The 23,773-nt window shown below is 73.5% G+C and carries 26 protein-coding genes; 10 read left to right on the forward strand and 16 right to left on the reverse strand.

Annotated features, from left to right (window positions below; translation table 11 throughout):
* Window positions 1–34: 34 nt before the first annotated feature.
* From FHX32_RS15115 to FHX32_RS15125, 3 genes are read right to left on the reverse strand one after another with little or no spacing between them, the layout of a single operon-like run.
* Window positions 35–283 carry a hypothetical protein gene (locus tag FHX32_RS15115; protein ID WP_167182883.1) on the reverse strand — a complete coding sequence of 83 codons (249 nt, stop codon included), beginning with the start codon at window positions 281–283 and terminating at the stop codon, window positions 35–37.
* Between the two features lie 10 nt (window positions 284–293).
* A complete protein-coding gene (locus FHX32_RS15120; RefSeq protein WP_486481114.1) occupies window positions 294–1,358 on the reverse strand; it encodes a helix-turn-helix transcriptional regulator in 1,065 nt (354 codons plus the stop codon).
* Entirely contained in the window at window positions 1,355–2,353 is a 999-nt protein-coding gene (locus FHX32_RS15125) for a helix-turn-helix transcriptional regulator (RefSeq protein WP_167182886.1), read from the reverse strand. The genes FHX32_RS15120 and FHX32_RS15125 overlap by 4 nt, the downstream gene beginning before the upstream one ends.
* Before the next feature lie 188 nt (window positions 2,354–2,541).
* Here FHX32_RS15125 and FHX32_RS34505 point away from each other — a divergent pair, with 188 nt between their 5' ends.
* Window positions 2,542–2,682, forward strand: a complete 141-nt coding sequence (locus tag FHX32_RS34505; RefSeq protein WP_208418806.1) for a hypothetical protein — start codon at window positions 2,542–2,544, stop codon at window positions 2,680–2,682.
* Window positions 2,683–2,692: 10 nt separating this feature from the next.
* Window positions 2,693–3,778, forward strand: a complete 1,086-nt coding sequence (locus FHX32_RS15135) for a DUF3866 family protein (protein ID WP_167182889.1) — start codon at window positions 2,693–2,695, stop codon at window positions 3,776–3,778.
* A gap of 43 nt (window positions 3,779–3,821) precedes the next feature.
* Here the strand turns inward: FHX32_RS15135 and FHX32_RS15140 are convergent, their stop codons facing one another.
* From FHX32_RS15140 to rfbA, 4 genes are all read right to left on the reverse strand, one after another.
* On the reverse strand, window positions 3,822–4,007 hold the full coding sequence (locus tag FHX32_RS15140; RefSeq protein WP_167182892.1) for a hypothetical protein: 186 nt from the start codon (window positions 4,005–4,007) through the stop codon (window positions 3,822–3,824).
* A gap of 68 nt (window positions 4,008–4,075) precedes the next feature.
* On the reverse strand, window positions 4,076–5,434 hold the full coding sequence (gene pafA, locus FHX32_RS15145; protein ID WP_088993761.1) for a Pup--protein ligase: 1,359 nt from the start codon (window positions 5,432–5,434) through the stop codon (window positions 4,076–4,078).
* Window positions 5,435–5,503: 69 nt separating this feature from the next.
* Entirely contained in the window at window positions 5,504–6,127 is a 624-nt protein-coding gene (locus tag FHX32_RS15150) for a dTDP-4-dehydrorhamnose 3,5-epimerase family protein (protein WP_167182895.1), read from the reverse strand.
* Between the two features lie 40 nt (window positions 6,128–6,167).
* Window positions 6,168–7,055 carry a glucose-1-phosphate thymidylyltransferase RfbA gene (gene rfbA, locus FHX32_RS15155; RefSeq protein ID WP_167182898.1) on the reverse strand — a complete coding sequence of 296 codons (888 nt, stop codon included), beginning with the start codon at window positions 7,053–7,055 and terminating at the stop codon, window positions 6,168–6,170.
* An 88-nt stretch (window positions 7,056–7,143) separates the two neighbouring features.
* Between rfbA and rfbB the strand changes: the two genes are divergently transcribed.
* From rfbB to FHX32_RS15185, 6 genes are all read left to right on the forward strand, one after another.
* On the forward strand, window positions 7,144–8,145 hold the full coding sequence (rfbB, locus tag FHX32_RS15160; protein ID WP_167182901.1) for a dTDP-glucose 4,6-dehydratase: 1,002 nt from the start codon (window positions 7,144–7,146) through the stop codon (window positions 8,143–8,145).
* Between the two features lie 76 nt (window positions 8,146–8,221).
* Complete coding sequence (gene rfbD / locus FHX32_RS15165; protein ID WP_167182904.1) at window positions 8,222–9,109, forward strand: dTDP-4-dehydrorhamnose reductase; 888 nt, start codon at window positions 8,222–8,224, stop codon at window positions 9,107–9,109.
* Entirely contained in the window at window positions 9,106–9,477 is a 372-nt protein-coding gene (locus FHX32_RS15170; RefSeq protein ID WP_167182907.1) for a DUF2304 domain-containing protein, read from the forward strand. The genes rfbD and FHX32_RS15170 overlap by 4 nt, the downstream gene beginning before the upstream one ends.
* Window positions 9,470–10,171 carry a glycosyltransferase family 2 protein gene (locus FHX32_RS15175; protein WP_167182910.1) on the forward strand — a complete coding sequence of 234 codons (702 nt, stop codon included), beginning with the start codon at window positions 9,470–9,472 and terminating at the stop codon, window positions 10,169–10,171. The genes FHX32_RS15170 and FHX32_RS15175 overlap by 8 nt, the downstream gene beginning before the upstream one ends.
* Window positions 10,171–11,478 carry a lipopolysaccharide biosynthesis protein gene (locus tag FHX32_RS15180; protein WP_486481115.1) on the forward strand — a complete coding sequence of 436 codons (1,308 nt, stop codon included), beginning with the start codon at window positions 10,171–10,173 and terminating at the stop codon, window positions 11,476–11,478. Before FHX32_RS15175 ends, FHX32_RS15180 begins: the two co-directional genes overlap by 1 nt.
* Window positions 11,475–12,503: a glycosyltransferase family 2 protein gene (locus tag FHX32_RS15185; RefSeq protein WP_167182913.1), complete on the forward strand. Its 1,029-nt coding sequence runs from the start codon at window positions 11,475–11,477 to the stop codon at window positions 12,501–12,503. Before FHX32_RS15180 ends, FHX32_RS15185 begins: the two co-directional genes overlap by 4 nt.
* Before the next feature lie 83 nt (window positions 12,504–12,586).
* On the opposite strand, the gene prcA is transcribed toward FHX32_RS15185, so the two are convergent.
* The 6 genes from prcA to arc all read right to left on the reverse strand — a co-directional run bounded on the left by prcA (window position 12,587) and on the right by arc (window position 18,963).
* Window positions 12,587–13,423 carry a proteasome subunit alpha gene (gene prcA / locus FHX32_RS15190; protein ID WP_167182916.1) on the reverse strand — a complete coding sequence of 279 codons (837 nt, stop codon included), beginning with the start codon at window positions 13,421–13,423 and terminating at the stop codon, window positions 12,587–12,589.
* A 54-nt stretch (window positions 13,424–13,477) separates the two neighbouring features.
* Window positions 13,478–14,317, reverse strand: a complete 840-nt coding sequence (gene prcB / locus FHX32_RS15195) for a proteasome subunit beta (RefSeq protein ID WP_474579821.1) — start codon at window positions 14,315–14,317, stop codon at window positions 13,478–13,480.
* The gene (locus tag FHX32_RS15200) at window positions 14,236–14,583 is read right to left on the reverse strand and encodes an endonuclease VII domain-containing protein (RefSeq protein ID WP_167185951.1); all 348 of its coding nucleotides are present in this window, start codon (window positions 14,581–14,583) and stop codon (window positions 14,236–14,238) included. Before FHX32_RS15200 ends, prcB begins: the two co-directional genes overlap by 82 nt.
* Before the next feature lie 100 nt (window positions 14,584–14,683).
* Window positions 14,684–14,899: a ubiquitin-like protein Pup gene (locus FHX32_RS15205; RefSeq protein WP_088993750.1), complete on the reverse strand. Its 216-nt coding sequence runs from the start codon at window positions 14,897–14,899 to the stop codon at window positions 14,684–14,686.
* Window positions 14,900–15,058: 159 nt separating this feature from the next.
* Window positions 15,059–16,576, reverse strand: a complete 1,518-nt coding sequence (dop, locus tag FHX32_RS15210; RefSeq protein ID WP_167185954.1) for a depupylase/deamidase Dop — start codon at window positions 16,574–16,576, stop codon at window positions 15,059–15,061.
* A gap of 605 nt (window positions 16,577–17,181) precedes the next feature.
* Window positions 17,182–18,963 carry a proteasome ATPase gene (gene arc / locus FHX32_RS15215; RefSeq protein ID WP_167182922.1) on the reverse strand — a complete coding sequence of 594 codons (1,782 nt, stop codon included), beginning with the start codon at window positions 18,961–18,963 and terminating at the stop codon, window positions 17,182–17,184.
* 178 nt (window positions 18,964–19,141) lie between these two features.
* On the opposite strand from arc, the gene FHX32_RS15220 reads away from it, so the two are divergent.
* Entirely contained in the window at window positions 19,142–19,435 is a 294-nt protein-coding gene (locus FHX32_RS15220; protein ID WP_167182925.1) for a ferredoxin, read from the forward strand.
* A gap of 149 nt (window positions 19,436–19,584) precedes the next feature.
* Here the strand turns inward: FHX32_RS15220 and FHX32_RS15225 are convergent, their stop codons facing one another.
* From FHX32_RS15225 to FHX32_RS15235, 3 genes are all read right to left on the reverse strand, one after another.
* A complete protein-coding gene (locus tag FHX32_RS15225; protein ID WP_088993745.1) occupies window positions 19,585–20,157 on the reverse strand; it encodes a hypothetical protein in 573 nt (190 codons plus the stop codon).
* Between the two features lie 152 nt (window positions 20,158–20,309).
* On the reverse strand, window positions 20,310–21,329 hold the full coding sequence (locus tag FHX32_RS15230; RefSeq protein ID WP_167182928.1) for a tRNA (adenine-N1)-methyltransferase: 1,020 nt from the start codon (window positions 21,327–21,329) through the stop codon (window positions 20,310–20,312).
* The gene (locus FHX32_RS15235) at window positions 21,326–22,417 is read right to left on the reverse strand and encodes a site-2 protease family protein (RefSeq protein ID WP_486481229.1); all 1,092 of its coding nucleotides are present in this window, start codon (window positions 22,415–22,417) and stop codon (window positions 21,326–21,328) included. Before FHX32_RS15235 ends, FHX32_RS15230 begins: the two co-directional genes overlap by 4 nt.
* Before the next feature lie 145 nt (window positions 22,418–22,562).
* On the opposite strand from FHX32_RS15235, the gene FHX32_RS15240 reads away from it, so the two are divergent.
* Window positions 22,563–23,477 (forward strand): PD-(D/E)XK nuclease family protein, encoded by a 915-nt coding sequence (locus tag FHX32_RS15240; RefSeq protein WP_167182936.1) that lies wholly within the window; start codon window positions 22,563–22,565, stop codon window positions 23,475–23,477.
* Window positions 23,478–23,773: the final 296 nt, after the last annotated feature.

Below are 23,773 nucleotides of genomic sequence, written 5' to 3' on the forward strand. Positions count from 1 at the left end.
GACCGGATCGCGCAGGGACGACAACGGTGGTCGATCAGTCGCCGCGCCTCGCCTTGATCAGTTCCAGCCGCTGGTGGGCGGTGTCGAGCTGGCCCTGCAGCGTCTCGGCACGCTGCTGGAGGCTCTCCGCGCTCTCCCGCAGCGCCTCCGCCTCGGTCGCCCGCCCTTGCAGGGCCAGCGCCGCGCGGCGCAGCCGGGGCAGCCGGGCCAGCACCGTCCGGACGGCCAGGGCGAACCCGACGAGCGCGACCAGCACCACCGCGAGCACGATCCACGTCACCACGGCGGTCAGCCTACTGGGCGCCCGCCGTCACCGCCGGACCGGCGGCGGGCGCCGCGGGCGTGTCGGGTCCCCCCGCCGGCTGCGCGGGCGCGGGGCCCGGCGCCGGTGCGGCGTACGCGTCCAGCGCGGCGGCCGCCGCCGCGCGCACCTGTTCGGCGAGCTCGACCGGGGCGACCACGGTGACCTCCGGCCCGAGCCCGAGCACGAACCGGCGGGCCCAGCCGAGGTCGGTTACCCGAAGCGAGACCAGCCACTGGTCGCCGTCGCCGGCCGCCACCGACTCGCACGGGTAGTACTCGGTGATCCACCGCTCGCTCCGGCCCACCCGCAGGGTGATCAGCGGCAGGTCCGGCGAGGGTCGGAACACCCCGTCGGTGAGGTCGTGCGGGCGGGCCTGCGGCGGCACCACGGCCGGCTCGTCCAGCTCGGCGACCGCGTCGATCCGGTCGGAGCGGAACAGCCGCACCGCCTCCGCCCGGCGGCACCACGCCTCCACGTACGCGCGCCCGCCGACCATCAGCATCCGCAGCGGGTCGACCACCCGTTCGGTGGTCTCGTCCCGGGCGGCCGTGTAGTAGGTGATCCGCAGCGCCCGGCCGCTCTCCACCGCGGTCCGCAGCTCGTGCACCCGGCGGGTGTCGGCGGGCAGCCGGACCTCGACCGGCGCGGCCACCAGGTCGCCGGCCGCGTTCTCGATCTTGGCGAGCGCCCGCTCCACCGCCTCCCGGTTGGCCACCCCGGGCGTCTCGGCGAGCATCCGCAGCGCCACCACCAGGGCCAGCGCCTCGTCCGGGGTGAGCCGCAGCGGCCGGTCGATGCCGGCGTCGTAGGTGATGGTGACCCGGTCGCCGTCGAAGGCCATGTCGATCAGGTCTCCGGGCCCGTAGCCGGGCAGCCCGCAGACCCAGAGCAGCTCCAGGTCCTCGCGCAGCTGCCGCTCGGTGACGCCCAGGTCGCCGGCCGCCTCGGCGATCTCGATGCCGGGGCGGGCCAGCAGGTAGGGCACCAGGTTGAGCAGCCGGGCCAGCCGGTCGGCCGAGGCCCGGGAGCCGCCCCTGGCGGCCGGGCGGGTCACCGGGCACCTCCGGCGCCGGCCAGCTCGTCGTGCCGGGCGGCGATCTCCTTGAGCCGCTGGATGACCGCCTCGCGCACCTCCGGCGGGTCGAGCACCCGCACGTCCGGGCCGTAGCCGACCAGCTGACCGGCGAGCGAGTCCGGGTCGGCGTACGGCAGCACCAGCCGGTCGGCGTCGCCGCCGGTGGTGACGCTCACCGCCCAGCGGCGCAGCCCCGCGGCGCGCCCGGGGGTGACCAGCACGGTGGCCCGGCCGGCCCGCTCCACCGGGCCCGACCAGCGGGCCACGTGGCTGATCAGGTCGACCCCGGCCGGCGGCTGGTAGCCGCCCGGCTCGCCGGTCACCCGGACCGCGCCGACCACCCGGGAGAGCCGGAAGCAGCGGGTGGCCGCCCGGTCCAGGTCGTGCCCGACCACGTACCACCGGCCACGCCAGCAGACCACGCCCCACGGCTGGAGGCGACGCCGGCTCGGCGCGTCCCGGTCGGGCACCCGGTAGTCGAAGCTGACCTCGCGACGGTCCCGCGCGGCGGCGGTGAGCGGCGCGAACGCCGGGTCGACCGTGACCATCGGCTCCAGGCCGAGGGTGGCCTGCGGGTCCACGTCGACGCCGGCGGCGCGCAGCTTGGCCAGCCCGGAGGAGGCGGCGGCGGCCAGGCCGGCGTGCTGCCACAGCCGGGCGGCGATGCCCACCGCGGCGGCCTCGTCCGGTTCGAGGGGGATGTCCGGCAGGGCGTACTCCCGGCGGGCGATCCGGTAGCCGGGCTCGGCGTCGAAGACGCTCGCCGTCCCGGTCTCCAGCGGCACGCCCAGCTCGCGCAGCTCGGCCTTGTCCCGCTCGAACTTGCGCTGGAAAGCCTCGTGGTCGCGGGCGTCGTCCGGGTCGTGCTCGTACCCGGGCACGGTCGCGGCGATCTGCGCGGCGGTCAGGAACCGTCGCGTGGACAGCAGGCAGATCACCAGGTTGACCAGGCGCTCGGTGCGGGTCCGCGACACGCGGTAACGCTAGCAGCCCGCACGCCCGCGACGCGCACCCACGCGCCGGGGAGCCTCGCCCGTCGCGGACCGCGTCGCCCGGCGACACGTCGCCGGCGGCCACCGGGTGACCCGGAGACCGCGGCGACCGCCCGGACCGAGAGCGTGGGCACGTCGTCGCCACCGGCGCCGCCAACCACGCCATCGCGGTGGCGAGGCTGGTCGCCGGGCTGGTCGCCGGTTCGGCGGCGATGCTCCCCGGCGCGGTCCACCCGGTCGCCGACACCACGGCGACGGCCGGTGGCGGACGCCCGGCCCCGGGCGCGGGGGCCGTACCCGGCGACCGCTAGCGTGCCGGGCATGGTGCGATGGCGGTCGGGAACGGTGACGGCGCTGCGGCGGCAGTGGGCCGGGGCGGTCGAGCTCGACGTCGACCTGCCGGAAGGCGCCACCATGCGGGCGCTGGCCTACCCCGACCTGGTCGGCCGGCCGGAGCCCGGCGACCGGGTGCTGCTCAACGCCGGCGCCCTGCTGATGGGGCTCGGCACCGGCGGCTACGCCCTGGTGGTGGCGCTGCCGGACCGGCTGCCGCCGGACCCGCCGCAGGCGCTGGACAGCCGCGACGCCGGTCACCTGGTCAAGGCCCGCTACACCCCGTTGCAGCCGATCCTGCTCGGCGTGGACGAGGAGGCCTCCCCGCACCGGGCGGTGCTCGCGGCCGCCGAGGACGTCGCCGGACTGCCCGTGGTCACCGCCGATCTGCACTCGGCGCTGCCGGCGATCCTGGCCGGCATCCACGCAGACGCACCCGACGCGCGGGTGGCGTACCTGCTCACCGACGGCGGGGCGCTGCCCGCCTGGTTCTCCCGCACCCTCGCCGGGCTGCGGGACACCCTGGTCGGCACGATCAGCGTCGGGCAGGCGTTCGGCGGCGACCTGGAGGCCGCCACCCTGCACAGCGGGCTGCTCGCCGCCCGGCACGTGCTCCGCGCCGACCTGGCGATCGTCGCCCAAGGGCCGGGCAACCTGGGCACCGGCACCCGCTGGGGCTTCTCCGGGGTGGCCGTCGGCGAGGCGGTCAACGCGGTCGCCGCGCTGGGCGGGCGGGCCGTCGGGTCGCTGCGGATCTCGGCCGCCGACCCGCGTCCCCGGCACCGTGGGGTGTCCCACCACAGCCTCACCGCGTACGGCCGGGTGGCCCTCGCTCCCGCCGAACTGGTGGTGCCCGACGGCCTCGAACCGGCGCTGGCCGCCGAGGTCGACGCGACCCTCGCCCCGCTGGCGGCGCGGCACCGGATCGTCCGGGTGCCCACCGACGGGCTGGATGCCGCGCTGCGCGCCACGCCGGTCGGGCTGTCCACGATGGGCCGTGGCCTGGACGCCGACCACGCCTATTTCCTGGCCGCCGCCGCGGCCGGCCGGCACGCCGCCCGCCTGGCCGGCTGACCCGATCCGCCGGACCGGGCGGAGGGCGCGGCGGCCGGGCCGCTCAGGCGAGGAAGATCAGGCCCAGCCAGGCGCCGACGATCACCACCAGCGCGACCGCGAGCACCCAGGTCGGCACGGTGTACTCGCCGCGGCGGTTGCGCTCGATCTCGGCGCGGATCTTCTCGCGGCGGCGCTCGATGAAGTTTTGCCGCTGCCGGCCGCTGTCGGGTGGTTCGGAAGTCGTCATGGCGCGGTCAGCCTACCCGGCCGCCCGCGCCCGGTGGCGGTGACCGCCGCCGGGGCGCGGGCGTGCCGTCACATGCTGGCGATCAGCCGCTCGACCCGCTCGTCGTACGCCCGGAACGGGTCCTTGCAGAGCACGGTGCGCTGCGCCTGGTCGTTGAGCTTCAGGTGCACCCAGTCGACGGTGAAGTCGCGCCGCTTCTCCTGGGCGTGCCGGATGAACTCGCCGCGCAGCCGAGCCCGGGTGGTCTGCGGCGGGGTCTCCTTGGCCTCGAAGATCTCCGGATCGGTGGCCACCCGGTCGACCTCGCCGCGCCGCTCCAGCAGCCCGTAGAGGCCCCGGCCACGGCGCAGGTCGTGGTAGGCGAGGTCCATCTGCGCGACCCGGGGGTGCGACAGCGGCAGATCGTGCTTGCGCTGATAGCGCTCGATCAGCCGCAGCTTGGTCACCCAGTCGATCTCCCGGGCCACCGGCTCCAGGTCGCCGGTCTCCACCGCGCGCAGCACCCGGCCCCACAGTTCGACGACCCGCTTGGCGGTCTGGTCGCCGCCGCGCCGCTCGACGAACTCGGTCGCCTTGGCGAGGTACTCCTGCTGGATCTCCAGCGCGCTGACCTCCTTGCCGGAGGCGAGCCGCACCTTGCGCCGGCCGGTGATGTCGTGCGACACCTCACGGATCGCCCGGATCGGGTTCTCCAGGGTGAGGTCGCGCATCACCACCCCGGCCTCGATCATCCGCAGCACGATGTCGGCGGTGCCGACCTTCAGCAGCGTCGTGACCTCGTTCATGTTGGAGTCGCCGACGATGACGTGCAGCCGGCGGTAGCGCTCGGCGTCGGCGTGCGGCTCGTCCCGGGTGTTGATGATCGGCCGGCTGCGGGTGGTCGCCGACGAGACGCCCTCCCAGATGTGCTCGGCGCGCTGGGACAGGCAGTAGACCGCGCCGCGCGGGGTCTGCAGCACCTTGCCCGCGCCGCAGATCAGCTGCCGGGTGACCAGGAACGGGATCAGCACGTCGGCCAGCCGGCCGAACTCGCCGTGCCGGGAGACCAGGTAGTTCTCGTGGCAGCCGTACGAGTTGCCGGCCGAATCGGTGTTGTTCTTGAACAGGTAGATCTCACCCGCGATGCCCTCGTCGTGCAGCCGCTTCTCCGCGTCGACGAGCAGCCCCTCCAGGATCCGCTCGCCGGCCCGGTCGTGGGCGACCAGGTCGACCACCGAGTCGCACTCCGGGGTGGCGTACTCGGGGTGCGAGCCGACGTCGAGGTAGAGCCGCGCGCCGTTGCGCAGGAACACGTTGCTCGACCGGCCCCAGGACACCACCCGGCGGAAGAGGTACCGGGCGACCTCGTCAGGGGAGAGCCGCCGCTGCCCCCGATAGGTGCAGGTGACGCCGTACTCGGTCTCGAGGCCGAAGATTCGCCGCTCCATGATGAGACATTAGCCGCCCGGAGGGCCCGTTCGTCACTGTCACACCACAGGTCGTGGTCCGCGGGGCCGTCAATTCCCGGCCGATCGCGGCAAACCGTCCGGTCCCAGGCTCGCCACGTACGACCGGCAGGTCGCGTGGTCGGGCAGCAGGCCGGTCTCGCGCGCCCGGGCCAGGCTGGGCGCGGCGGCGTCGCGGGCCGACAGCTGCGGCTCGTCGACCGGCCACTCGATGCCCAGCTCCGGGTCCAGCGGGTGCACCGCGTGCTCGCCGGCCGGGTTGTAGGTGGTGGAGCAGAGGTAGCTCAGCGTCGCGTCGTCGGTCAGCGCGCAGAACCCGTGCCCCAGCCCTTCGCCGAGGTACACCGCGCGGCGGTCCACGTCGTCCAGCCGGACGCCCTCCCAGCGGCCGAACGTGGGCGAGCCGACCCGCAGATCGACCACCACGTCGAGCACCGCGCCGCGCACGCAGGTGACGTACTTGGCCTGGCCGGGCGGCACGTCGGCGAAGTGGATGCCGCGCACCACGCCACGGGCCGAGACCGACAGGTTGCCCTGGGCCAGCCGCAGCGGATGCCCCACCGCCTCGGCGAGCCGGTCGAACCGGTACCACTCCATGAACAGCCCGCGCGGGTCGCCGTGCTGCTGCGGGGTGATCTCCCAGGCGCCCTCGATGCCCAACGGCCGGATCTTCACCGGGCCACCCCCGCCCGCCGGGCCCGCCGCCGCCCCGCGCTCACCGCGGCACCGCCTGGCCGTCGCGCTCGGCCAGCAGCCCGAGCAGGTAGTCGCCGTAGCCGCTCTTGGTCAGCGGCTCGGCCAGGGCGCGCAGCCGCGCGTCGTCGATCAGGCCGGCCCGCCAGGCCACCTCCTCGACGCAGCCGATCTTCATGCCCTGCCGCTCCTCGATCACCCGGACGAACTCGGCGGCCTGCATCATCGAGGTGAACGTGCCGGTGTCCAGCCAGGCGGTGCCCCGGTCGAGCACGGTCACCGACAGCTCGCCGGTCTCCCGGTACGCCTCGTTGACCGCGGTGATCTCCAACTCGCCGCGGGCGCTCGGGGTGAGTTTGCCGGCGATGTCGACCACCCGGTTGTCGTAGAAGTACAGCCCCGGCACCGCGTACCGGGACCTGGGCCGGGCCGGCTTCTCCTCGATCGAGAGCACCTTGCCGTCGGCGTCGAACTCGACCACCCCGTACGCCTCCGGGTTGGCCACCGGGTAGGCGAACACCCGGCCACCGACCAGGTCGCCGTGCGCGGCGAGCTGCCGGCCCAGGCCCACGCCGTGGAAGATGTTGTCGCCCAGGATCAGCGCCACCGCCTCGTCGCCGATGAAGTCCGCGCCGAGCACGAACGCCTGGGCGATGCCCTCCGGGCGGGCCTGGACGACGTACTCCAGCCGCAGCCCCCACTGGCTGCCGTCACCCAGCAGCCGCTGGAACTGGCTCTGGTCCTCGGGCGTGGTGATCACCATGATCTCCCGCACGCCGGACATCACCAGCGTGGAGAGCGGGTAGTAGATCATCGGCTTGTCGAAGACCGGCATCAGCTGCTTGGACACCGCCCGGGTGATCGGCCAGAGCCGGGATCCGGTGCCGCCGGCGAGTAGGATTCCGCGCACCGGGGGAGCCTACCGGGACCGGGCCGAACCGGACAGCCGGGTCCGCGTCCCCCGGCCCCGCCGTCACGTCGCGTACACTTCCGGACCCGTGAGGATCCTCGTCACCGGCGGAGCCGGATTCATCGGGTCGGAGTACGTCCGCATGCTGCTGGGCGTGCCCCTCGGCAGCGCCACGGGTGTGCCCGCGGTCGAGCCCGCCGCCGTGACCGTGCTCGACAAGTTGACCTACTCGGGCAACCTGGCCAACCTCGCGCCGGTACGCGACGACCCCCGGTTCCGCTTCGTGCAGGGCGACATCTGCGACCCGGCGCTGGTCGACGAGGTGGTGCCCGGTCACGACGTGGTCGTGCACTTCGCTGCCGAATCGCACGTCGACCGGTCGATCGCCGGTGCCGCGCCGTTCGTCACCACCAACGTGCTCGGCACCCAGACCCTGCTCGACGCCGCGCTGCGCCACGGCACCGGCCGGTTCGTGCACGTCTCCACCGACGAGGTGTACGGCTCGATCGACGAGGGGTCCTGGACGGAGACCTGGCCGCTGGCGCCGAACTCGCCGTACTCGGCCTCCAAGGCCGGCTCCGACCTGCTCGCCCTGGCCTACCACCGCACCCACGGCATGGACGTGGTGGTCACCCGCTGCTCCAACAACTACGGGCCGTACCAGTTCCCCGAGAAGGTCATCCCGCTGTTCGTCACCAACCTGCTCGACGGCGGGACGGTGCCGCTCTACGGCGACGGCGGCAACGTGCGGGACTGGCTGCACGTGCACGACCACTGCCGGGGCATCGCACTGGTGCAGCAGAAGGGCCGCGCCGGTGAGGTCTACAACATCGGCGGCGGCACCGAGCTGGCCAACAAGGAGCTCACCGGCCGGCTGCTGGAGGCCTGCGGGGCCGGCTGGGACCGGGTCGTCCCGGTCGCCGACCGCAAGGGCCACGACCGCCGCTACTCGCTGGACATCACCAAGATCAGCGAGGAGCTGGGGTACGCCCCGAGCATCGACCTGGACCGGGGGCTCGCCGACACCGTGCGCTGGTACCGCGAGAACCGGGCCTGGTGGGAGCCCCTGAAGTCCGCACCGGCCGCATGAGCGAGCGGCAGCGAGCGAGTCGTCAATGCCGGGCCGTGGTGCCTCAGGACGGCACGGAGCGCAGCGGAGTGCCGGCGTGAGCCGCCTGCTCGTCACCGGTGCGGGCGGGATGCTCGGCCGGGACCTGCTCGCGGTGCTCGGCACCCGGCCCGACCTGAAGGTGACCGCCGCCACCCGGGCCGACCTCGACATCACCGACGCCGCCGCGGTCCGCGCCGCCGTCGCCGGGCACGACCTGGTGGTCAACACCGCGGCGTGGACCGACGTGGACGGGGCCGAGGAGCAGGAGGCGGCCGCCACCGCGGTCAACGGCGACGCCGTCGGGCACCTCGCCGCCGCCTGCGCGGCCACCGGCGCCCGGCTGGTGCACATCTCCACCGACTACGTCTTCCCCGGCGACGGCGACACCCCGTACGCCGAGGACGCGCCGACCGCCCCGGTCAACGCGTACGGCCGCTCGAAGCTGACCGGGGAGCGGGCCGTCGCCCGATTTCTCCCCGAAACCGGCTACGTGGTACGCACCGCGTGGCTCTACGGCGCGCACGGGCCCAACTTCGTCGCCACCATGCTCCGGCTGGCCGAGCAGCGCGAGCAGCTCGACGTGGTCGACGACCAGCACGGCCAGCCCACCTGGTCGTACGCCCTCGCCGCGCAGCTGGTGGCGCTCGGCGACGCGGCCCTGGCCGGCCGGGCCCCCGCCGGCGTCTACCACGGCACCTGCTCCGGCCGGACCACCTGGTACGGGCTGGCCCGCGCGGTGTTCGCGCTGCGCGGGCTGGACCCGGACCGGATCCGACCCACCACCAGCGATCGGTTTCGTCGTCCGGCCCCCAGACCGGCGTACAGTGTGCTAGGGCACGGCCGTTGGGCCGCCGCGGGTCTGCCGCCGCTTCCGGACTGGCACGCCACCCTGGCCGACGCGTTCGCCTCCGCCGCTCCACCCGCCCCGTGGAAGGTCGCATGAAGCTCACCCTCGTCACCGGCCTGACCGGTCTGCTGCTGCTCGGCACCATCGTCGAGCTGCTGCGCCGCCGTCAGCTCCGGGAGAAGTACGGCATGCTGTGGCTCGGCGTGCTGCTGGTCGTCATCCCCCTGTCGCTCTTCCCCCGACTGCTGGACAGCGTCGCCGGGGTGCTCGGCGTCGCCTCCGGCGTCAGCCTGGTGCTCTTCCTCGGCATCGTCTTCCTGCTCCTGGTCTGTGTGCACCTGAGCTGGGAGGTCAGCGCGCTGGAGGAGGAGACCCGCACCCTGGCCGAAGACTTCGCCCTGCTGCGCGCCGAGATCGCCGCCGAGCGGGCCGCCCGAGACGAACTGGTGTCGCACGATGGTTAACGGCAAGCGCGTCCTGATCATCATCCCGGCGCTCAACGAGTCCGGTTCGATCGCCGACGTGGTCGGCGAGGTCCGCGGCGAACTGCCCGGCGTCGACGTGCTGGTCGTCGACGACGGCTCCACCGACCGGACCGCCGACGTCGCCGCCGCCGCCGGGGCCCGGGTCGCCCAGCTGCCGTACAACCTCGGCGTCGGCGGGGCCATGCGGCTCGGCTACCGGTACGCCCGCGACCACGGCTACGACGTCGCCATCCAGATCGACGCCGACGGCCAGCACGACCCCCGCTACGTGCCGAAGCTGGTCGACCTGCTCGACGACAACGACCTGGTGATCGGCGCCCGGTTCGCCGGCGAGGGCGACTACTCCGTCCGCGGCCCGCGCCGCTGGGCGATGGTCATGCTCTCCGCGGTGCTGTCCCGGGTGGCCCGCACCAAGCTCACCGACACCACCTCCGGCTTCCGCGCCGCCAACCGGCGGGTGATCGAGATGTTCGCCCGCTGGTACCCGGCCGAGTACCTCGGCGACACCGTCGAGACGCTGGTGCACACCGCCCGCCGCGGCTACAAGATCCGGCAGGTGCCGGTGGCCATGCGCAGGCGGATGGCCGGCACGCCCAGCCACTCCCCCGCCAAGGCGATGATCTACCTGGGCCGGGCGTTCGTGGTGCTCACGCTGGCGCTCATCCGCCAGTGATGCGGCGCCTGCTCGCCCTCGTCCCGCCCGGCACCATGGCCGTCGGTGCCGGGCTGGCGCTGCTCGGGCTGGCCTCCTACGTCCACCTCGCGGTCGCCGGCCACAGCCTCACCAAGGCCGACTACAGCTCGCTGTCGGTGCTCTGGTCGATCGTGTTCACCGTCGGCATCGGCGTGTTCATCCCCGTCGAGCAGGAGGTCGCCCGGGTCGTCGCCGCCCGCCGTACCCAGGGGCTGCCCCCCGGCCCGGTGCTGGCCCGGGGCGCCGCCCTCGCCGCCGCGGTGCTCGCCGTGATGGTGCTCGCCACCGTCGCCGGCTACCGCGTCCTCGCCGACCGGCTCTTCGCCGGCGACGGCGACCTGGTCCTGGTGCTGATCGGGTCACTGGTCGCCATGGCGATCGCGTACACCACCCGCGGCGTTCTCTCCGGCCTGTCGCTCTTCCCCTGGTACGGCGGCCAGCTCGGCATCGACGGCGGGCTGCGCATCGTCATGGTCGCGCTGCTCGGGCTCGCCGGCGTCAGCTCCCCGCTGTGGTACGGGGTGGTGCTGGTGATCGCCCCGCTGGCCAGCGTGCTGTTCACTCTGCCCCCGGTGGTGCGGGCCGTCGGCGGCGGCGCGCCGGTGCCCTGGGGCGCGCTGCTGCGCGGCCTCGGCCTGCTCACCGTCTCCAGCCTGCTCTCCCAGGTCGTGGTTAACGTCGGCGTGATCAACGTCCGGCTGCTCGCCCCGGACGACGTGGCCACCGCCGGCGCGCTGCTGTCCGCCCTGGTGCTGGTGCGGATCCCGCTCTTCGTGTTCGGCTCCATGCAGGCGTCGCTGCTGCCCGGCCTCGCCGCCACCGCCACCACCGGCGACCGGGCCGCCTTCCACGGCCTGCTCCGCCGGTCGCTCGGCGTGGTCACCGCGCTCGGGCTGATCGGCGCGGTCGGCGCCGTGTTGCTCGGCCCGTGGCTGGTCGGCGCCCTCTTCGACGCCCCCGACGTGCTCGACCAGGTCGATTTCGCCTGGCTCGCCGTGGGCACCCTCGCCTACCTCTGGTCGATGGTGCTCGGCCAGGCCCTGCTCGCCCTGAACCGGCACCGGGCCCAGGCCGTCGCCTGGACGCTCGGGGTGGCCGCGCTGCTCGCGGTGACCCTGGCCCCCGCGCCGGTCGCGCTCCGCGTCGAGCTGGCGTACGCGGTCGGCTCCCTCGTGGTCGCCGGCACCATGGCGCTGCTGCTGCGCGGCGGCATCCGTCCCGTCCCCACCCCGGCCCGGCCGATCGACGACGCCGTGGCGACTGGCGTATCCGGAGGCATCCGATGACCCGCCCCCAGGTCTCCGCGGTGATGCTGGCCTACGGCGCCGAGCCGTACCTGGTCGACGCCGCCCGGGCCGTGCTGGCCAGCACCGACGTCGAGATCGAGCTGATCGTCGTCGACAACGGCTGCACCGGCGACGGCATCGACGTGGTCAAGGGCTTCCCCGGCGTCCGGGTGATCCGCCCCGAGACCAACACCGGGTACGCCGGCGGCTGCCGGGTCGGCGCGGCCGAGGCCACCGGCGAATGGCTCGCCTTCGTCAACTCCGACGCGATCGTCGCCCCGGACGCGCTGGCCAAGGTCGTCGCGGTCGCCGGGGAGCCCGGCGTCGGCGCCGCCATGGCCTCCATCCGGCTCGCCGAGAACCCGGAGCTGATCAACACCTCCGGCAACCCGCTGCACTTCATCGGGCTCTCCTGGGCCGGCGGCAACGGCGAGCCGGCCACCGCCCACGCCGTCCGCACCACGGTGCCGTCGCTCAGCGGCTGCTGCTTCATCATCGGCCGGCAGCTCTGGCAGGAGCTGGACGGCTTCCCGGCCGAGTACTTCGCCTACCACGAGGACACCGAACTCAGCCTCCGCCTCTGGCAGCGCGGAATGCGCCTGGAGTACGTGCCGGACGCCGTCGTCGTGCACCACTACGAGTTCTCCCGCAACTCGCTGAAGGTCTACCTGGTGGAGCGGAACCGCCTGCTCTCCCTGCTGACCGCGTACGAGCGGCGGACGCTGGCGCTGCTAGCGCCGATGCTGCTGCTCTCCGAGGCGGCCATGCTCGCCGCCGCGCTGCTCGGCGGCTGGTCGAAGGAGAAGGTCCGCGGCTGGCGCTGGCTGTGGAGCAACCGGGCCTGGGTACGCGCCCGCCGCCAGCGACTCCAGGCGGAGCGGACCGTGCCCGACGGCGTCATCGCGGCCATGATGACCGCGAAGGTCGCCCCCTCCAACGTCGAGGCGCCGCCCGGGATGGGCATCTTCAACGTCATCGCCGCCGGCTACTGGGCGCTGGTCCGCCCGCTGCTGCGCCGCGCCTGACGGGTCCAGCCGGCAGACTCGGGCATCGCGGAAACGCGTACGCCGGGGCCCGGAAGCCCGGACCCCGGCGCACCGCGACGGGACTACTCGTCGGCCGGCTGGCCCGGCTTGTCCTCCAGGTCCGCGGACCCGGCGGAGCTGGTCGGCTTGTGTGCCTCCTCGGTCGGCGTGGTCGGCGTCGTCGGCCCACCCGCGGCGGCCGGCTCCTCCGCCTTGACCGCGCCGCCGTCCAACAGCGCGGTCAGCGCCGCGCCGGTGATCCGCCGGAACGTCCGGCCGACCCGGCGGCGGTCCAGCACCGCCACCTCCAACTGGTCGGCCGCGATGGTCCGGGCCGCGCCACCCTCGCCGCCGACGCTGCTCAACGCCCGCACCGACAGTTTCACCGCGTCGCTCAACGACATCTCCGCCGAGTGGTCGGCCTTGAGCACGTTGGTGATCGCCTCGGCCTGGCCGCCCATCGCCATCCGTCCCGGCTCGTCGTTGACCGAGCCGTCGTAGGTCAGCCGGTAGATCTCGTCGTCCTCGGCGGTGGCACCGACCTGCGCCACGCAGATCTCCACCTCGAACGGCTTGGACTGCTCGGTGAAGATCGCGCCGAGGGTCTGCGCGAACGCGTTGGCCAGGGCCCGGCCGGTGACGTCGCGCCGGTCGTAGCTCAGGCCGTTCAGATCGGCCATCCGCACGCCCGCGCGGCGCAGGTTCTCGAACTCGTTGTACCGGCCGACGGCGGCGAAGCCGATCCGGTCGTAGATCTCACTGACCTTGTGCAGGGCGCTGGAGAGGTTCTCCGCGACGAAGAGCACCCCGCCCTCGTAGCTCAGGACCACCGCGCTGCGCCCCCGGGCGATGCCCTTGCGGGCCAACTCGGAGCGGTCGCGCATGATCTGCTCGGGCGAGGCGTAGAACTGCATGGCCACGGCGGCGGTTCTCCTTACGGCGCTGTGCTGACGGCTGCTGACTGTGGGGGCGGATCAGCCGCCCGGGTTCTCCATCCGGCCGGAGACCACGCTCTCGGCGATCGCCGCCGTCTCGGCGTCGGTGAGCCGGTGGGTGCCCTCCGCCGTCGCGGTCATCACCACCGGGTAGATCCGGCGGGTCAGGTCCGGCCCACCGGTCGCGGTGTCGTCGTCGGCGGCGTCGTAGAGCGCCTCCACCGCGAGGCGGACCGCGTCGTCCATCGACAGCCCCGCCCGGTACCGCTTCTTCAGCGCGGACTTGGCGAACAGCGACCCGGAGCCGATGGCGTCGTAGCCGGTCTCCTCGTAGGGGCCGCCGGTGACGTCGAAGCTGAAGATGCGGCCGGCCCTCGCCGGGTCCGCGCAGGCCAGGTCGAAGCCGGCGAAGAGCGGGATCACGGCCAGCCCCTGCATCGCCGCGCCCAGGTTGCCCCGGATCATCGAGGCGAGCCGGTTGGCCTTACCGTCCAGCGAGAGCATCGCGCCCTCGATCTTCTCGTAGTGCTCCAGCTCCACCTGGAACAGTCGCATCAGCTCGATGCCGATGCCGGCGGTGCCCGCGATGCCGACCAGCGAGTACGCGTCGGCCGGGTGCACCTTCTCGATGTCACGCTGGGCGATCAGGTTGCCCATGGTGGCCCGTCGGTCGCCGGCCATCACCACGCCGCCGGCGGCCGAGATGGCCACGATGGTGGTGGCGTGCGGCGCCAGGTCGGCGGCCATGCCCGGCGGCAGCGGCCGACGGCCGGGCAGCATCTCGGGGGCCACCTTGCTCAGGAACGTGGTGAAGGAGGACGTCCCCGCGTTGGTGAACACATCTGGTAGACGCCCGGATGGATCAAAACCCGCTGCCACGTGGTTCCTCTCAGGTATGTGATCGCCCCGGCCAGCCGCGCCTGATCGTCACGGAACTGACCAAGACCACCGTTGCAGTTGAAGCAGAGTATCCCGCGCACCCAACCGGTGCGATGATCGTGGTCCACATGTTGCGGGTCCGCGCCGCCGCAGCCGGCGCAGACCCCGCCCTGCTCGGCCAGGAGCTCGTCGAACTCCTGCTGCCCGATGCCGTACCGCCGCCGCAGGTGGTACTCGCGACTGCCCTTTCGTCTCGCCGCAAGCAGAAATCCTCAAGTGGCTTTCCACTCGCCGCGATCACGGCAACGACGAGTGCCATCTCGGTCGTCGAGGGGTCGAGGCAGGTCTGGTTTGCCTGCCTATGCCCTATTCACCCCCTTTCTGTACGTAGCCCCGGACAAATTCCTCTGCGTTCTCCTCCAGGACGGAGTCGATCTCGTCGAGGAGGTCGTCGACGTCCTCGGTGATCTCCGCGTGCCGCTCGGCGACCTCCGGGTTGGCCTCGGTGGTGACGTCCTCGATCTCTTCGCCCTGGCGGGACTTGCCCGACTGCGACTGCCCGCCGCTGTCACGAGTGGCCATCTGGTGCCTCCTCCACGATCTCTTGCCAGAAACTTACCTCGCGGGAGCGACGAAAGGCCCGCCGCGCGCCAGGTGTACGCGCGACGGGCCAGGGTCACCGTCGCACGGCGGACGCCAGCCGGCGGCCCGACGGGACGCGCGGCTGACCGCCCGGTCCGGTCAGCCGCCGGTGAGGGTCTCCAGCAGGTCCTTGGCGCTCGGGCAGCGGTCGAAGAGCTCGCCGACGTGCTTGCGGGTGCCCCGTTCCGGCTCCATCATCGGCACCCGCACCAGCGACTCCCGGCCCACGTCGAAGATGACCGAGTCCCAGCTCGCGGCGACCACTTCGGAGGCGTACTGGGCCAGGCAGCGGCCGCGGAAGTAGGCCCGGGTGTCCTCCGGCGGCTCGGTCATCGCGGTGCGGGTCTGCTCGTCGGTCAGCAGCGTCTTCATCGCCCCGCGGGTGACCAGCCGGTGGTAGAGGCCCTTCTCCGGGCGCACGTCGGAGTACTGCAGGTCGACCAGCTGCAGCTTGTGCGAGCCCCAGCCGAGCTTCTCCCGCTCCCGGTAGCCCTCCAGCAGCCGCAGCTTGGCCACCCAGTCCAGCTCGTCGGCGCAGAGCATCACGTCCCGGCCGAGCCGGTCCAACACACCCTCCCAGCGGGCCAGCACGTCCAGGGTCTGCTCGTCGGCGTCGCTGCCGTACCGTTCGTCGACAAAGGACCGCACCCGCTCGTAGTACGCCCACTGCACGTCCAGGGCGGTCAGCCGGCGTCCGTCGCGCAGCCGCATCAGGTGGGACAGCGACGGGTCGTGGCTGACCGCGCGCAGCTCGCTGACCGGGTCGGCGATGCCCAGGTCGGAGCCGAGCGCCTTCTCCTCGATCATGGTGAGGATCAGCGCGGTGGTGCCGACCTTGAGGTACGTCGAGATCTCCGACAGGTTGGCGTCGCCGATGATGACGTGCAGCCGGCGGTACTTGTCGGCGTCGGCGTGCGGCTCGTCCCGGGTGTTGATGATCGGCCGCTTGAGGGTGGTCTCGAGGCCGACCTCGACCTCGAAGAAATCGGCCCGCTGGGAGATCTGGAAGCCGCTCTGCCCGCCGTCCTGGCCGATGCCGACCCGGCCCGCGCCGCAGACGATCTGCCGGGTGACGAAGAACGGCGTCAGGTACGCGACGATGTCCGCGAACGGCGTCTGCCGGCGCATCAGGTAGTTCTCGTGCGCGCCGTAGCTGGCGCCCTTGTTGTCGGTGTTGTTCTTGTAGAGGTGGATCGGCTGGGTGCCGGGGATGGTGGCGGCGCGGCGGGCCGCCTCGGCCATCACCCGCTCGCCGGCCTTGTCCCAGCGGACCACGTCCAGCGGGTTGGTCACCTCCGGAGTGGAGTACTCCGGGTGGGCGTGGTCGACGTACAGCCGGGCGCCGTTGGTGAGTATCACGTTGGCCAGGCCGAGGTCCTCGTCGGCCAGCGCCTCGGCGGGGTCGTACGCGGCCCCGGAGTAGGTGAAGCCCCGGGCGTCGCGCAGCGGCGATTCCTCCTCGTAGTCCCAGCGGGCCCGGCCGCCGCGGTTGAGTTCCGGTCGTGCCCCGTAGGCGTTGACCACCTGGGACGAGGTGACCATCGGGTTGGCCCCCGCCTGGCCCGGTACGGAGATGCCGTACTCGACCTCGGTGCCCATGATCCGTCTTACGCTCATCGACCTACCCGCTTCGCTCGCCCGACCGGTCCCCCGTCGAGTCGAGCGTAGTCGGCGCCACCGCGGATGGGGGCGCGGCGGTGCAGCCGGGTAGCCGGCGATGAGCAGCCGCGGCAGTTGGGTGCCGAGGAGCAGAGCGCCGACGACGACGTCGAAGAGGGCGAGGTGACGGTAGTTGTCCTCACCGCGGCCGAGCAGGGTCAGTTGGGTGGCGAGGTCCCCGGCTCGCAGCAGCCGCTGGGCGAGGTAGCCGACGAGTGCGGCGGTGCCGAGCACCGGGAACAGGTCGACCCAGCCGGGCCGGGGCAGCCGGGGGGCGGCGGCCGGTGGCCGCGGCGGCGAGCACGAGCAGGGCGGCGGCCAGCAACGCGGCGGTGCGTCGGCGGCGGGTGGCCGGGTGGGTCGGGTCGGCCCCCGGGGTGGCCGGCGGATCGACGACGGTCAGCTCGGGCGGCACGCGGTTCCTCGGCGGGTCGACGAAGCGGTGCCCGGAAGCTTACCGACGGACCCGCCGTCCCGCCCGCCGAACGCGTGCCGGCCCGGTGAGCATCAGGTGGTACGTCGACGGGGCCCCCGGCGTGCCGCGGGCCCCGTCGACTCGGGTGTTACAGGTACTGGCCGGTGTTGCTGGCGGTCTCGATGGACCGGCCGGCCTCGGCGCCCTTGCCGCCGGAGACGAGGGTGCGGATGTAGACGATCCGCTCCCCCTTCTTGCCGGAGATGCGGGCCCAGTCGTCCGGGTTGGTGGTGTTGGGCAGGTCCTCGTTCTCGCGGAACTCGTCGACGCAGGCGTCGAGCAGGTGCTGCAGGCGCAGCCCCTTGCGGCCGGAGGTGAGGAACTCCTTGATGGCCATCTTCTTGCCCCGGTCGACGATGTTCTGGATCATCGCGCCGGAGTTGAAGTCCTTGAAGTAGAGGACTTCCTTGTCGCCGTTGGCGTAGGTGACCTCGAGGAACCGGTTCTCCTCGGTCTCCGAGTACATCCGCAGCACGACCGCGTCGATCATGGCCGCGACGGTGGCCTGGGGGTCGCCGCCGTGCTCGGCCAGGTCGTCCGGGTGCAGCGGCAACCCGGAGAGGATGTACTTGGAGAAGATGTCCTTGGCCGCCTCGGCGTCCGGCCGCTCAATCTTGATCTTCACGTCGAGCCGGCCGGGGCGCAGGATCGCCGGGTCGATCATGTCTTCCCGGTTGGAGGCGCCGATGACGATGACGTTCTCCAGGCCCTCGACGCCGTCGATCTCGCTGAGCAGCTGCGGGACGATGGTGTTCTCCACGTCCGAGGAGACGCCGGAGCCGCGGGTGCGGAAGACCGAGTCCATCTCGTCGAAGAACACGATCACCGGGGTGCCCTCGCCGGCCTTCTCCCGGGCCCGCTGGAAGATCAGCCGGATGTGCCGCTCGGTCTCGCCGACGTACTTGTTGAGCAGCTCCGGGCCCTTGATGTTGAGGAAGTAGCTGGTGTGTTTCTCCTCGCCCCGGCGCTCGGCGATCTTCTTGGCCAGCGAGTTGGCCACCGCCTTGGCGATCAGCGTCTTGCCGCAGCCGGGCGGGCCGTAGAGCAGTATCCCCTTCGGCGGCCGGAGCTGGTGCTCGCGGAACAGGTCGGCGTGCAGGAAGGGCAGTTCCACCGCGTCGCGGATCTGCTCGATCTGCGCGTGGAGGCCGCCGATGTCGGTGTAGTCGACGTCCGGCACCTCCTCCAGGACGAGTTCCTCGACCTCGCTCTTGGGGATCCGCTCGTACGCGTACGCCGAGCGTGGTTCGATCATGAGCGAGTCGCCGGCCCGGATCGGCGAACCGATCAGGGAGTCGGCCAGGTGGACGATCCGCTCCTCGTCGGAGTGCGAGACCACCAGCGCCCGGTCGCCCGGAGCGCCGCCGGGGCCCTCGAGGACCTCCTTGAGCATCATCACCTCGCCGACCCGCTCGAAGCCGAACGCGTCGACGATGTTGAGCGCGTCGTTGAGCAGCACCTCCTGGCCGCGCCGCAGCTCGGCCACGTCGAGCGAGGGCGAGACGGCCACCCGGAGCTTACGGCCGCCGGTGAAGACGTCCACCGTGCCGTCGTCGTGCCGCGCCAGGAAGACGCCGTAGCCACTCGGCGGTTGCGCGAGGCGGTCGATCTCCTCCTTGAGCGTCACGATCTGCGCGCGAGCCTCCTTGAGGGTGCTCACGAGCCGGTCGTTGTTCTCGGTCAGCCGCGCCAACTGTGCCTGGGTGGCCGCCAGCCGCTCTTCGAGCTGCCGGACGTGTCGGGGGCTTTCGGTCAACTTGCGCCGCACCAGAGCGAGTTCCTCTTGCAGGAACGCGACCTGCGTGGAGAGATCGTGGGCCTCCTTCTCCCACCGTGCGGCGCGCGAGTCCGCGTCGTCGCTGCGTGCCACGTCCCACCTCCCCGGGGGGCTTGAACGTTCTGGCCTAACACTAGCCGCTATGAGGCCGATTCGGTCCCACGCAACGCCCTCGTCACCGAACCTTGATCGCCAAGGGTGGGCCGGTGGGGCGGTACGGGCGTTCGGGTACCGTCGGGGCGTGGGACGGGAGAACATGGGGGGTGCACCCGTGGCCGAGGTCGCGACCGACCAGCTGACGGTCTGGGTGGACCAGGACCTCTGCACCGGCGACGGGCTGTGCGTGCAGTACGCGCCGGAGGTCTTCGAGTTCGACGTCGACGGCCTGGCGTACGTCAAGGGCCCCGACGGCGAGCTGCGGCAGGCCCCGGGCGACCGGGTCGACGTCCCCGCCCACCTGCGCCTGGAAGTGATCGACTCGGCCCGGGAGTGCCCGGGCGAGTGCATCCACGTGGTGCGCGCCGGCGACGGCGTCGAGGTCGCCGGCCCCGGCGCCGACGACTGACCGCCACCGCACCGCCGGCCGACGACGACCCGCCACCACACCACGATCGGACCTCCGACGGCTGACCGCCGCCGGGCCGGTGCCCGGCGACGGCGGAACGGCCGGGCCGGTGCCCGGCGGCCCAACGGCCGGGCCGCTCCGCCGCCCGCTCAGAGCAGCGGACGCCCGACCACCGAGGCGACCAGCCGGGCGAACTCCTCCAGCCGGGCGATCTGCCCGGCGCCGCCGTCGTCGAGGGTCTTGCCGAAGCGCAGCGCGTCGTGCCGCGGCGCGCCCGCCATCTCCTCGCTCGGCGGAGCCTCGTCCAGCGAGGTCAGCAGCAGGTAGACGTCGATGCTGTCGACCCGGATCTCGCCGTTGTCGCCCCGGGTGAGCCGGCGCCGGCAACCCACCTCGGTGACCGAGGAGACCGGCACCACCCGCAGCGAGGAGGTCATCGACCCGGGCGGCCCCTCCCCCGGCGGGACGTCCTCTCCGTGCCAGAGGACGAGCCGGCTGCCGTCGCAGACCACGACCTCCTGCCACACCCCGTTCACCTCGTTGACGAAGCGTTCCAGGGTGAAGCCGAGCACCGACGCCCCGCGCAGCACCCCGCCGAGCGCCTCCAGCGCCACGTCCGGGTCCCGCAGGTAGGCCCGGGCCGCCGATTCGAGATCCTGGTAGGGCGACCAGTCCGGGAACACCGCCGGCAGGTCGCCGCCACCGAAGCCCGGCCGGCTCATGCCGGCACTCCGCCACGCCACGCGCCGGCAGCAGGCACCACCGCGCCGAGCCCGACGATCCGCGCGCTCATGCCGCCGCCCGAGGGTCGCACCACCGGCCCGCACCGACCGGCGGGATCCACCCGTTCACTCCCAGCCGCCCCATTCCGCCGTCACGGCCTGTCCATCTCCTCCGTCGAGTCGGGCTGCACCCCGGCGGCCCGGGCGGCCGCCGTCTGCCGGGCCGCCTCGGCCTCGCGCAGTGCCTGCCGGCGCTGTGCGTACGCCTCGGTGCCCTTGCTGGGCTTGCGTCGCCGCGGCGGCGCGGTCACGCCGGGGGCGAGCTTACGCGCGGACACCAGGAAGGCGGTGTGCGCGATCATGCGGTGATCCGGCCGGACGGCGAGCCCCTCGGCGTGCCAGTCGCGCACCAGCGACTCCCAGGCCCGCGGCTCGGTCCAGCCGCCGCGCTCGCGCAGCGCCTCGACCAGCTCGGACAGCTGCGGGGTGGTGGCCACGTAGCCGATGAACACGCCGCCGGGCAGCAGTGCCCGCTCGACCATGTCGAGGCTCTCCCACGGGGTGAGCATGTCCAGGATGATCCGGTCGAAGCCGGTCTCGGTGCACTCGGCGACATCGCCCACGTGCAGCCGCCAGGCCGGGTGCGGCCCGTTGAAGAACGCCGCCACGTTGCGCCGGGCGATCTGGGCGAAGTCGTCGCGCAGCTCGTACGAATGCAGCTCCCCCTCGGTGCCGACGGCCCGCAGCAGCGAGCAGCTCAGCGCGCCCGAGCCGGCGCCGGCCTCCAGCACCTTGGCGCCGGGGAAGATGTCGCCCATGGCGACGATCTGGGCGGAGTCCTTCGGGTAGATCACCTGCGCGCCGCGCGGCATGGACAGCACGTAGTCCGACAGCAGCGGCCGCAGCGCCAGGAACGCGGTGCCGCCGCCGGAGGTGGTCACCACGCTGCCGTCGGGCAGCCCGATCAGCGCGTCGTGCTCCAGGATGCCCCGGTGGGTGTGGAAGGCCTTGCCCGGTTCCAGGGTGACCGTGTGCATCCGCCCCTTCGGGTCGGTCAGCTGCACCCGGTCGCCGGGCCGGAACGGCCCGCGGTGCACGGGAGGCAGCGCCGGGGTGTCGGCGGGCGCCGGGGCGCCCGGGTCGGCCGGGGCGGCGGAGGGAGTTGCGGTCACGTGTTCATCTTCCGTTGAGGTTCGAGGAGCTGAGCCAGATCCGCGATGTGCAGGATGCCCACGACATCTTCGCCTGCGGTCACCACGTACTGCGCGTCCGGGTGCGCCTGCACGGCCTCCATCACCCGCTCCCCGTCGAGCCCGACCGGCAGGACCGGCAGGTCGGCCAGCGACCGGGCCACCGCGTCCACCGCCAGCCAGGGGCGACGCTCCACCGGCACCGTCTCGGCGACGGCCGGGTCGACCAGGCTCACCGGCCGGCCGGCCGAGTCGGCGACCAGCAGCGCGGCGCCCGGCGCTGCGCCGGCGGCCCGCCGCCGCTGCGCCTCGGCCAGCGGAGTGCCGGTGGGCACGGCCAGCACCGGCCGGGCCAGCCGGGACAGGTCGATCAGCGGGAACCGACGGCTGACCCGGGCCACCCGGATCGACTGGCCGGCGCCCCGCCACAGGGTGAACGCGACCAGCAGCATCAGCGGCAGCGCCAGCGGCGCCAGCAGCCGGGCCGCGGTGAGCGCGGCGACCAGCAGCGCGGTGCCGACCGCCACGATCCGCCCGACCCAGCCGGCGACCTCGGTGCCCCGGTGCCGGTCCCGGGTGAGCGCCCACACCGCGGCGCGCAGCGCCCGCCCGCCGTCCAGCGGCAGGCCGGGCAGGATGTTGAACAGCGCGACGATCACGTTGCTCACCGCGAGCTGGAAGGCGAGCTGGTTGGCCACCGTACGGTCGGGCAGGGCGAGGGTCAGCGCGACCGCGACCGCGCCGAGTACCGCGGAGACCGCCGGCCCGGCCAGCGACACCAGCAGGTCGACCCGCGGGGTGGGGGCGTCCCGGTCCATCTCGGTGTACCCGCCGAGCAGCTCCAGCGTGATGCCGCGCACACCGATGCCGTACCGGCGGGCGGTCAGCGCGTGCCCCAGCTCGTGCAGCAGCACCGAGCCGAGCAGCGAGACGACGAACCCGAGGCCGATCAGGTAGCCGCTGATCTGCGGCAGGTTCAGCTGGTGGCGGGCGAACTCGGCGTAGATCACGGTCACCAGGGCCGCCAGCAGCAGCATCGAGCCGTTGAGGTGCAGCGGCACCCCGAACACCCGCCCCACCGTCAGCGTGGTGCGCCCGCCGGGCCGGGGTCGCGGTCGCCTGCTCTGCTCCTCCACCGGGCCGATGCTACGGACCGGGCCCGTCGCGGCGCGGCGGGGCGTGGTGGTGTCACACCGGTGCCCTAACCTTCCGGGCATGACGGCGGAACCGGTGATCACCCAGCAGCCCGCGGCCCCGGCGGAGGTGCCGGCGACGGTACGGGCCTCGCTGTCACCGTCGCGGGCGGCGGATTTCAAGACCTGCCCGCTGCTCTACCGGTTCCGCAGCATCGACCGCCTGCCCGAGCGCCCCACCGTCGAGCAGGCCCGGGGCACGCTGGTGCACGCGGTGCTGGAGCGGCTGTTCGACCTGCCGGCCGGCGGCCGCACCCCGGACGCCGCCGGTGACCTGGTGGCCCCCCAGTGGGACCGGCTGGTCACCGAGCAGCCGGAGCTGGCCGGGCTGTTCGCCGAGGGTGACGACCCGGCCGTGGCCGAGTTCCTCCGCTCGGCGGCGGCACTGCTGGAGGGCTACTTCGCGGTGGAGGATCCGCGCCGGCTGGAGCCGGCCGAGCGGGAGAGCCTGATCTCCGCGGTGGTCGACGACGAGCTGCTCATCCGGGGCTACCTCGACCGGCTCGACGTCGCGCCGGACGGCGCGCTGCGGGTGGTCGACTACAAGACCGGCGGCGCGCCGCGGGAGGCGTTCGAGGCCCGCGCGCTGTTCCAGCTGAAGTTCTACGCGCTGGTGCTGTGGCGCACCCGTGGCGTGGTCCCCCGGGTGCTCCGGCTGCTCTACCTCAAGGACGCGGAGGTCTGCGACTACGCGCCGGACGCCGACGAGCTGCTCCGCTTCGAGCGCACGGTGGTGGCGCTGTGGCGGGCGATCGAGCAGGCCACCGCCCAGCAGGATTTCCGCCCGCGGCCGAGCCGGCTCTGCGACTGGTGCAGCCACCAGGCGCTCTGCCCGGCCTTCGGCGGCACCCCGCCGCCCTTTCCCACGCCTGAGCCGGCGGCGGATCCGCTGCGCGACGCCCGCTCCCGCCCCGCGCCGCCCGGCGCCGACGAGTAGCCGGCCAGCCCGACCCGCGCCGCTGAGCCGGGGAACGGTGCGCCGCCCGGCGCCGACGAGCGGGCGGCCACCCGACGCGCCGCACCACACCGCCCACACCGACACCTGGCCGGGCCGGTGCCGCGCGGCCGCCGGGTGGTTTCGCGTGCCCGCCCGGTCGCCGGGTGGGCCGGCGGACGGTTTCCCGCGCCGAGGGGCGCATCCCCCGGCGTGCCCGCCGCCCCTGAGAGCGGCCGAGGTCGTCTCCTCCTCAGGGAGGAGGCCGCCTCACCGCCGGCGACGATCTTTCCCTGGCC

Source organism: Micromonospora sp. CNZ280, assembly GCF_011759515.1.

Bases quoted from the DNA above. Each gene is read 5' to 3' on its own strand.
- FHX32_RS15135 (WP_167182889.1), top strand. From the start codon at position 2,693: ATGGTGCGATGGCGGTCGGGAACGGTGACGGCGCTGCGGCGGCAGTGG.
- FHX32_RS15140 (WP_167182892.1), bottom strand. From the start codon at position 4,007: ATGACGACTTCCGAACCACCCGACAGCGGCCGGCAGCGGCAAAACTTC.
- pafA (WP_088993761.1), bottom strand. From the start codon at position 5,434: ATGGAGCGGCGAATCTTCGGCCTCGAGACCGAGTACGGCGTCACCTGC.
- FHX32_RS15170 (WP_167182907.1), top strand. From the start codon at position 9,106: ATGAAGCTCACCCTCGTCACCGGCCTGACCGGTCTGCTGCTGCTCGGC.
- FHX32_RS15175 (WP_167182910.1), top strand. From the start codon at position 9,470: ATGGTTAACGGCAAGCGCGTCCTGATCATCATCCCGGCGCTCAACGAG.
- FHX32_RS15180 (WP_486481115.1), top strand. From the start codon at position 10,171: ATGCGGCGCCTGCTCGCCCTCGTCCCGCCCGGCACCATGGCCGTCGGT.
- FHX32_RS15185 (WP_167182913.1), top strand. From the start codon at position 11,475: ATGACCCGCCCCCAGGTCTCCGCGGTGATGCTGGCCTACGGCGCCGAG.
- FHX32_RS15205 (WP_088993750.1), bottom strand. From the start codon at position 14,899: ATGGCCACTCGTGACAGCGGCGGGCAGTCGCAGTCGGGCAAGTCCCGC.
- dop (WP_167185954.1), bottom strand. From the start codon at position 16,576: ATGAGCGTAAGACGGATCATGGGCACCGAGGTCGAGTACGGCATCTCC.
- FHX32_RS15225 (WP_088993745.1), bottom strand. From the start codon at position 20,157: ATGAGCCGGCCGGGCTTCGGTGGCGGCGACCTGCCGGCGGTGTTCCCG.
- FHX32_RS15240 (WP_167182936.1), top strand. From the start codon at position 22,563: ATGACGGCGGAACCGGTGATCACCCAGCAGCCCGCGGCCCCGGCGGAG.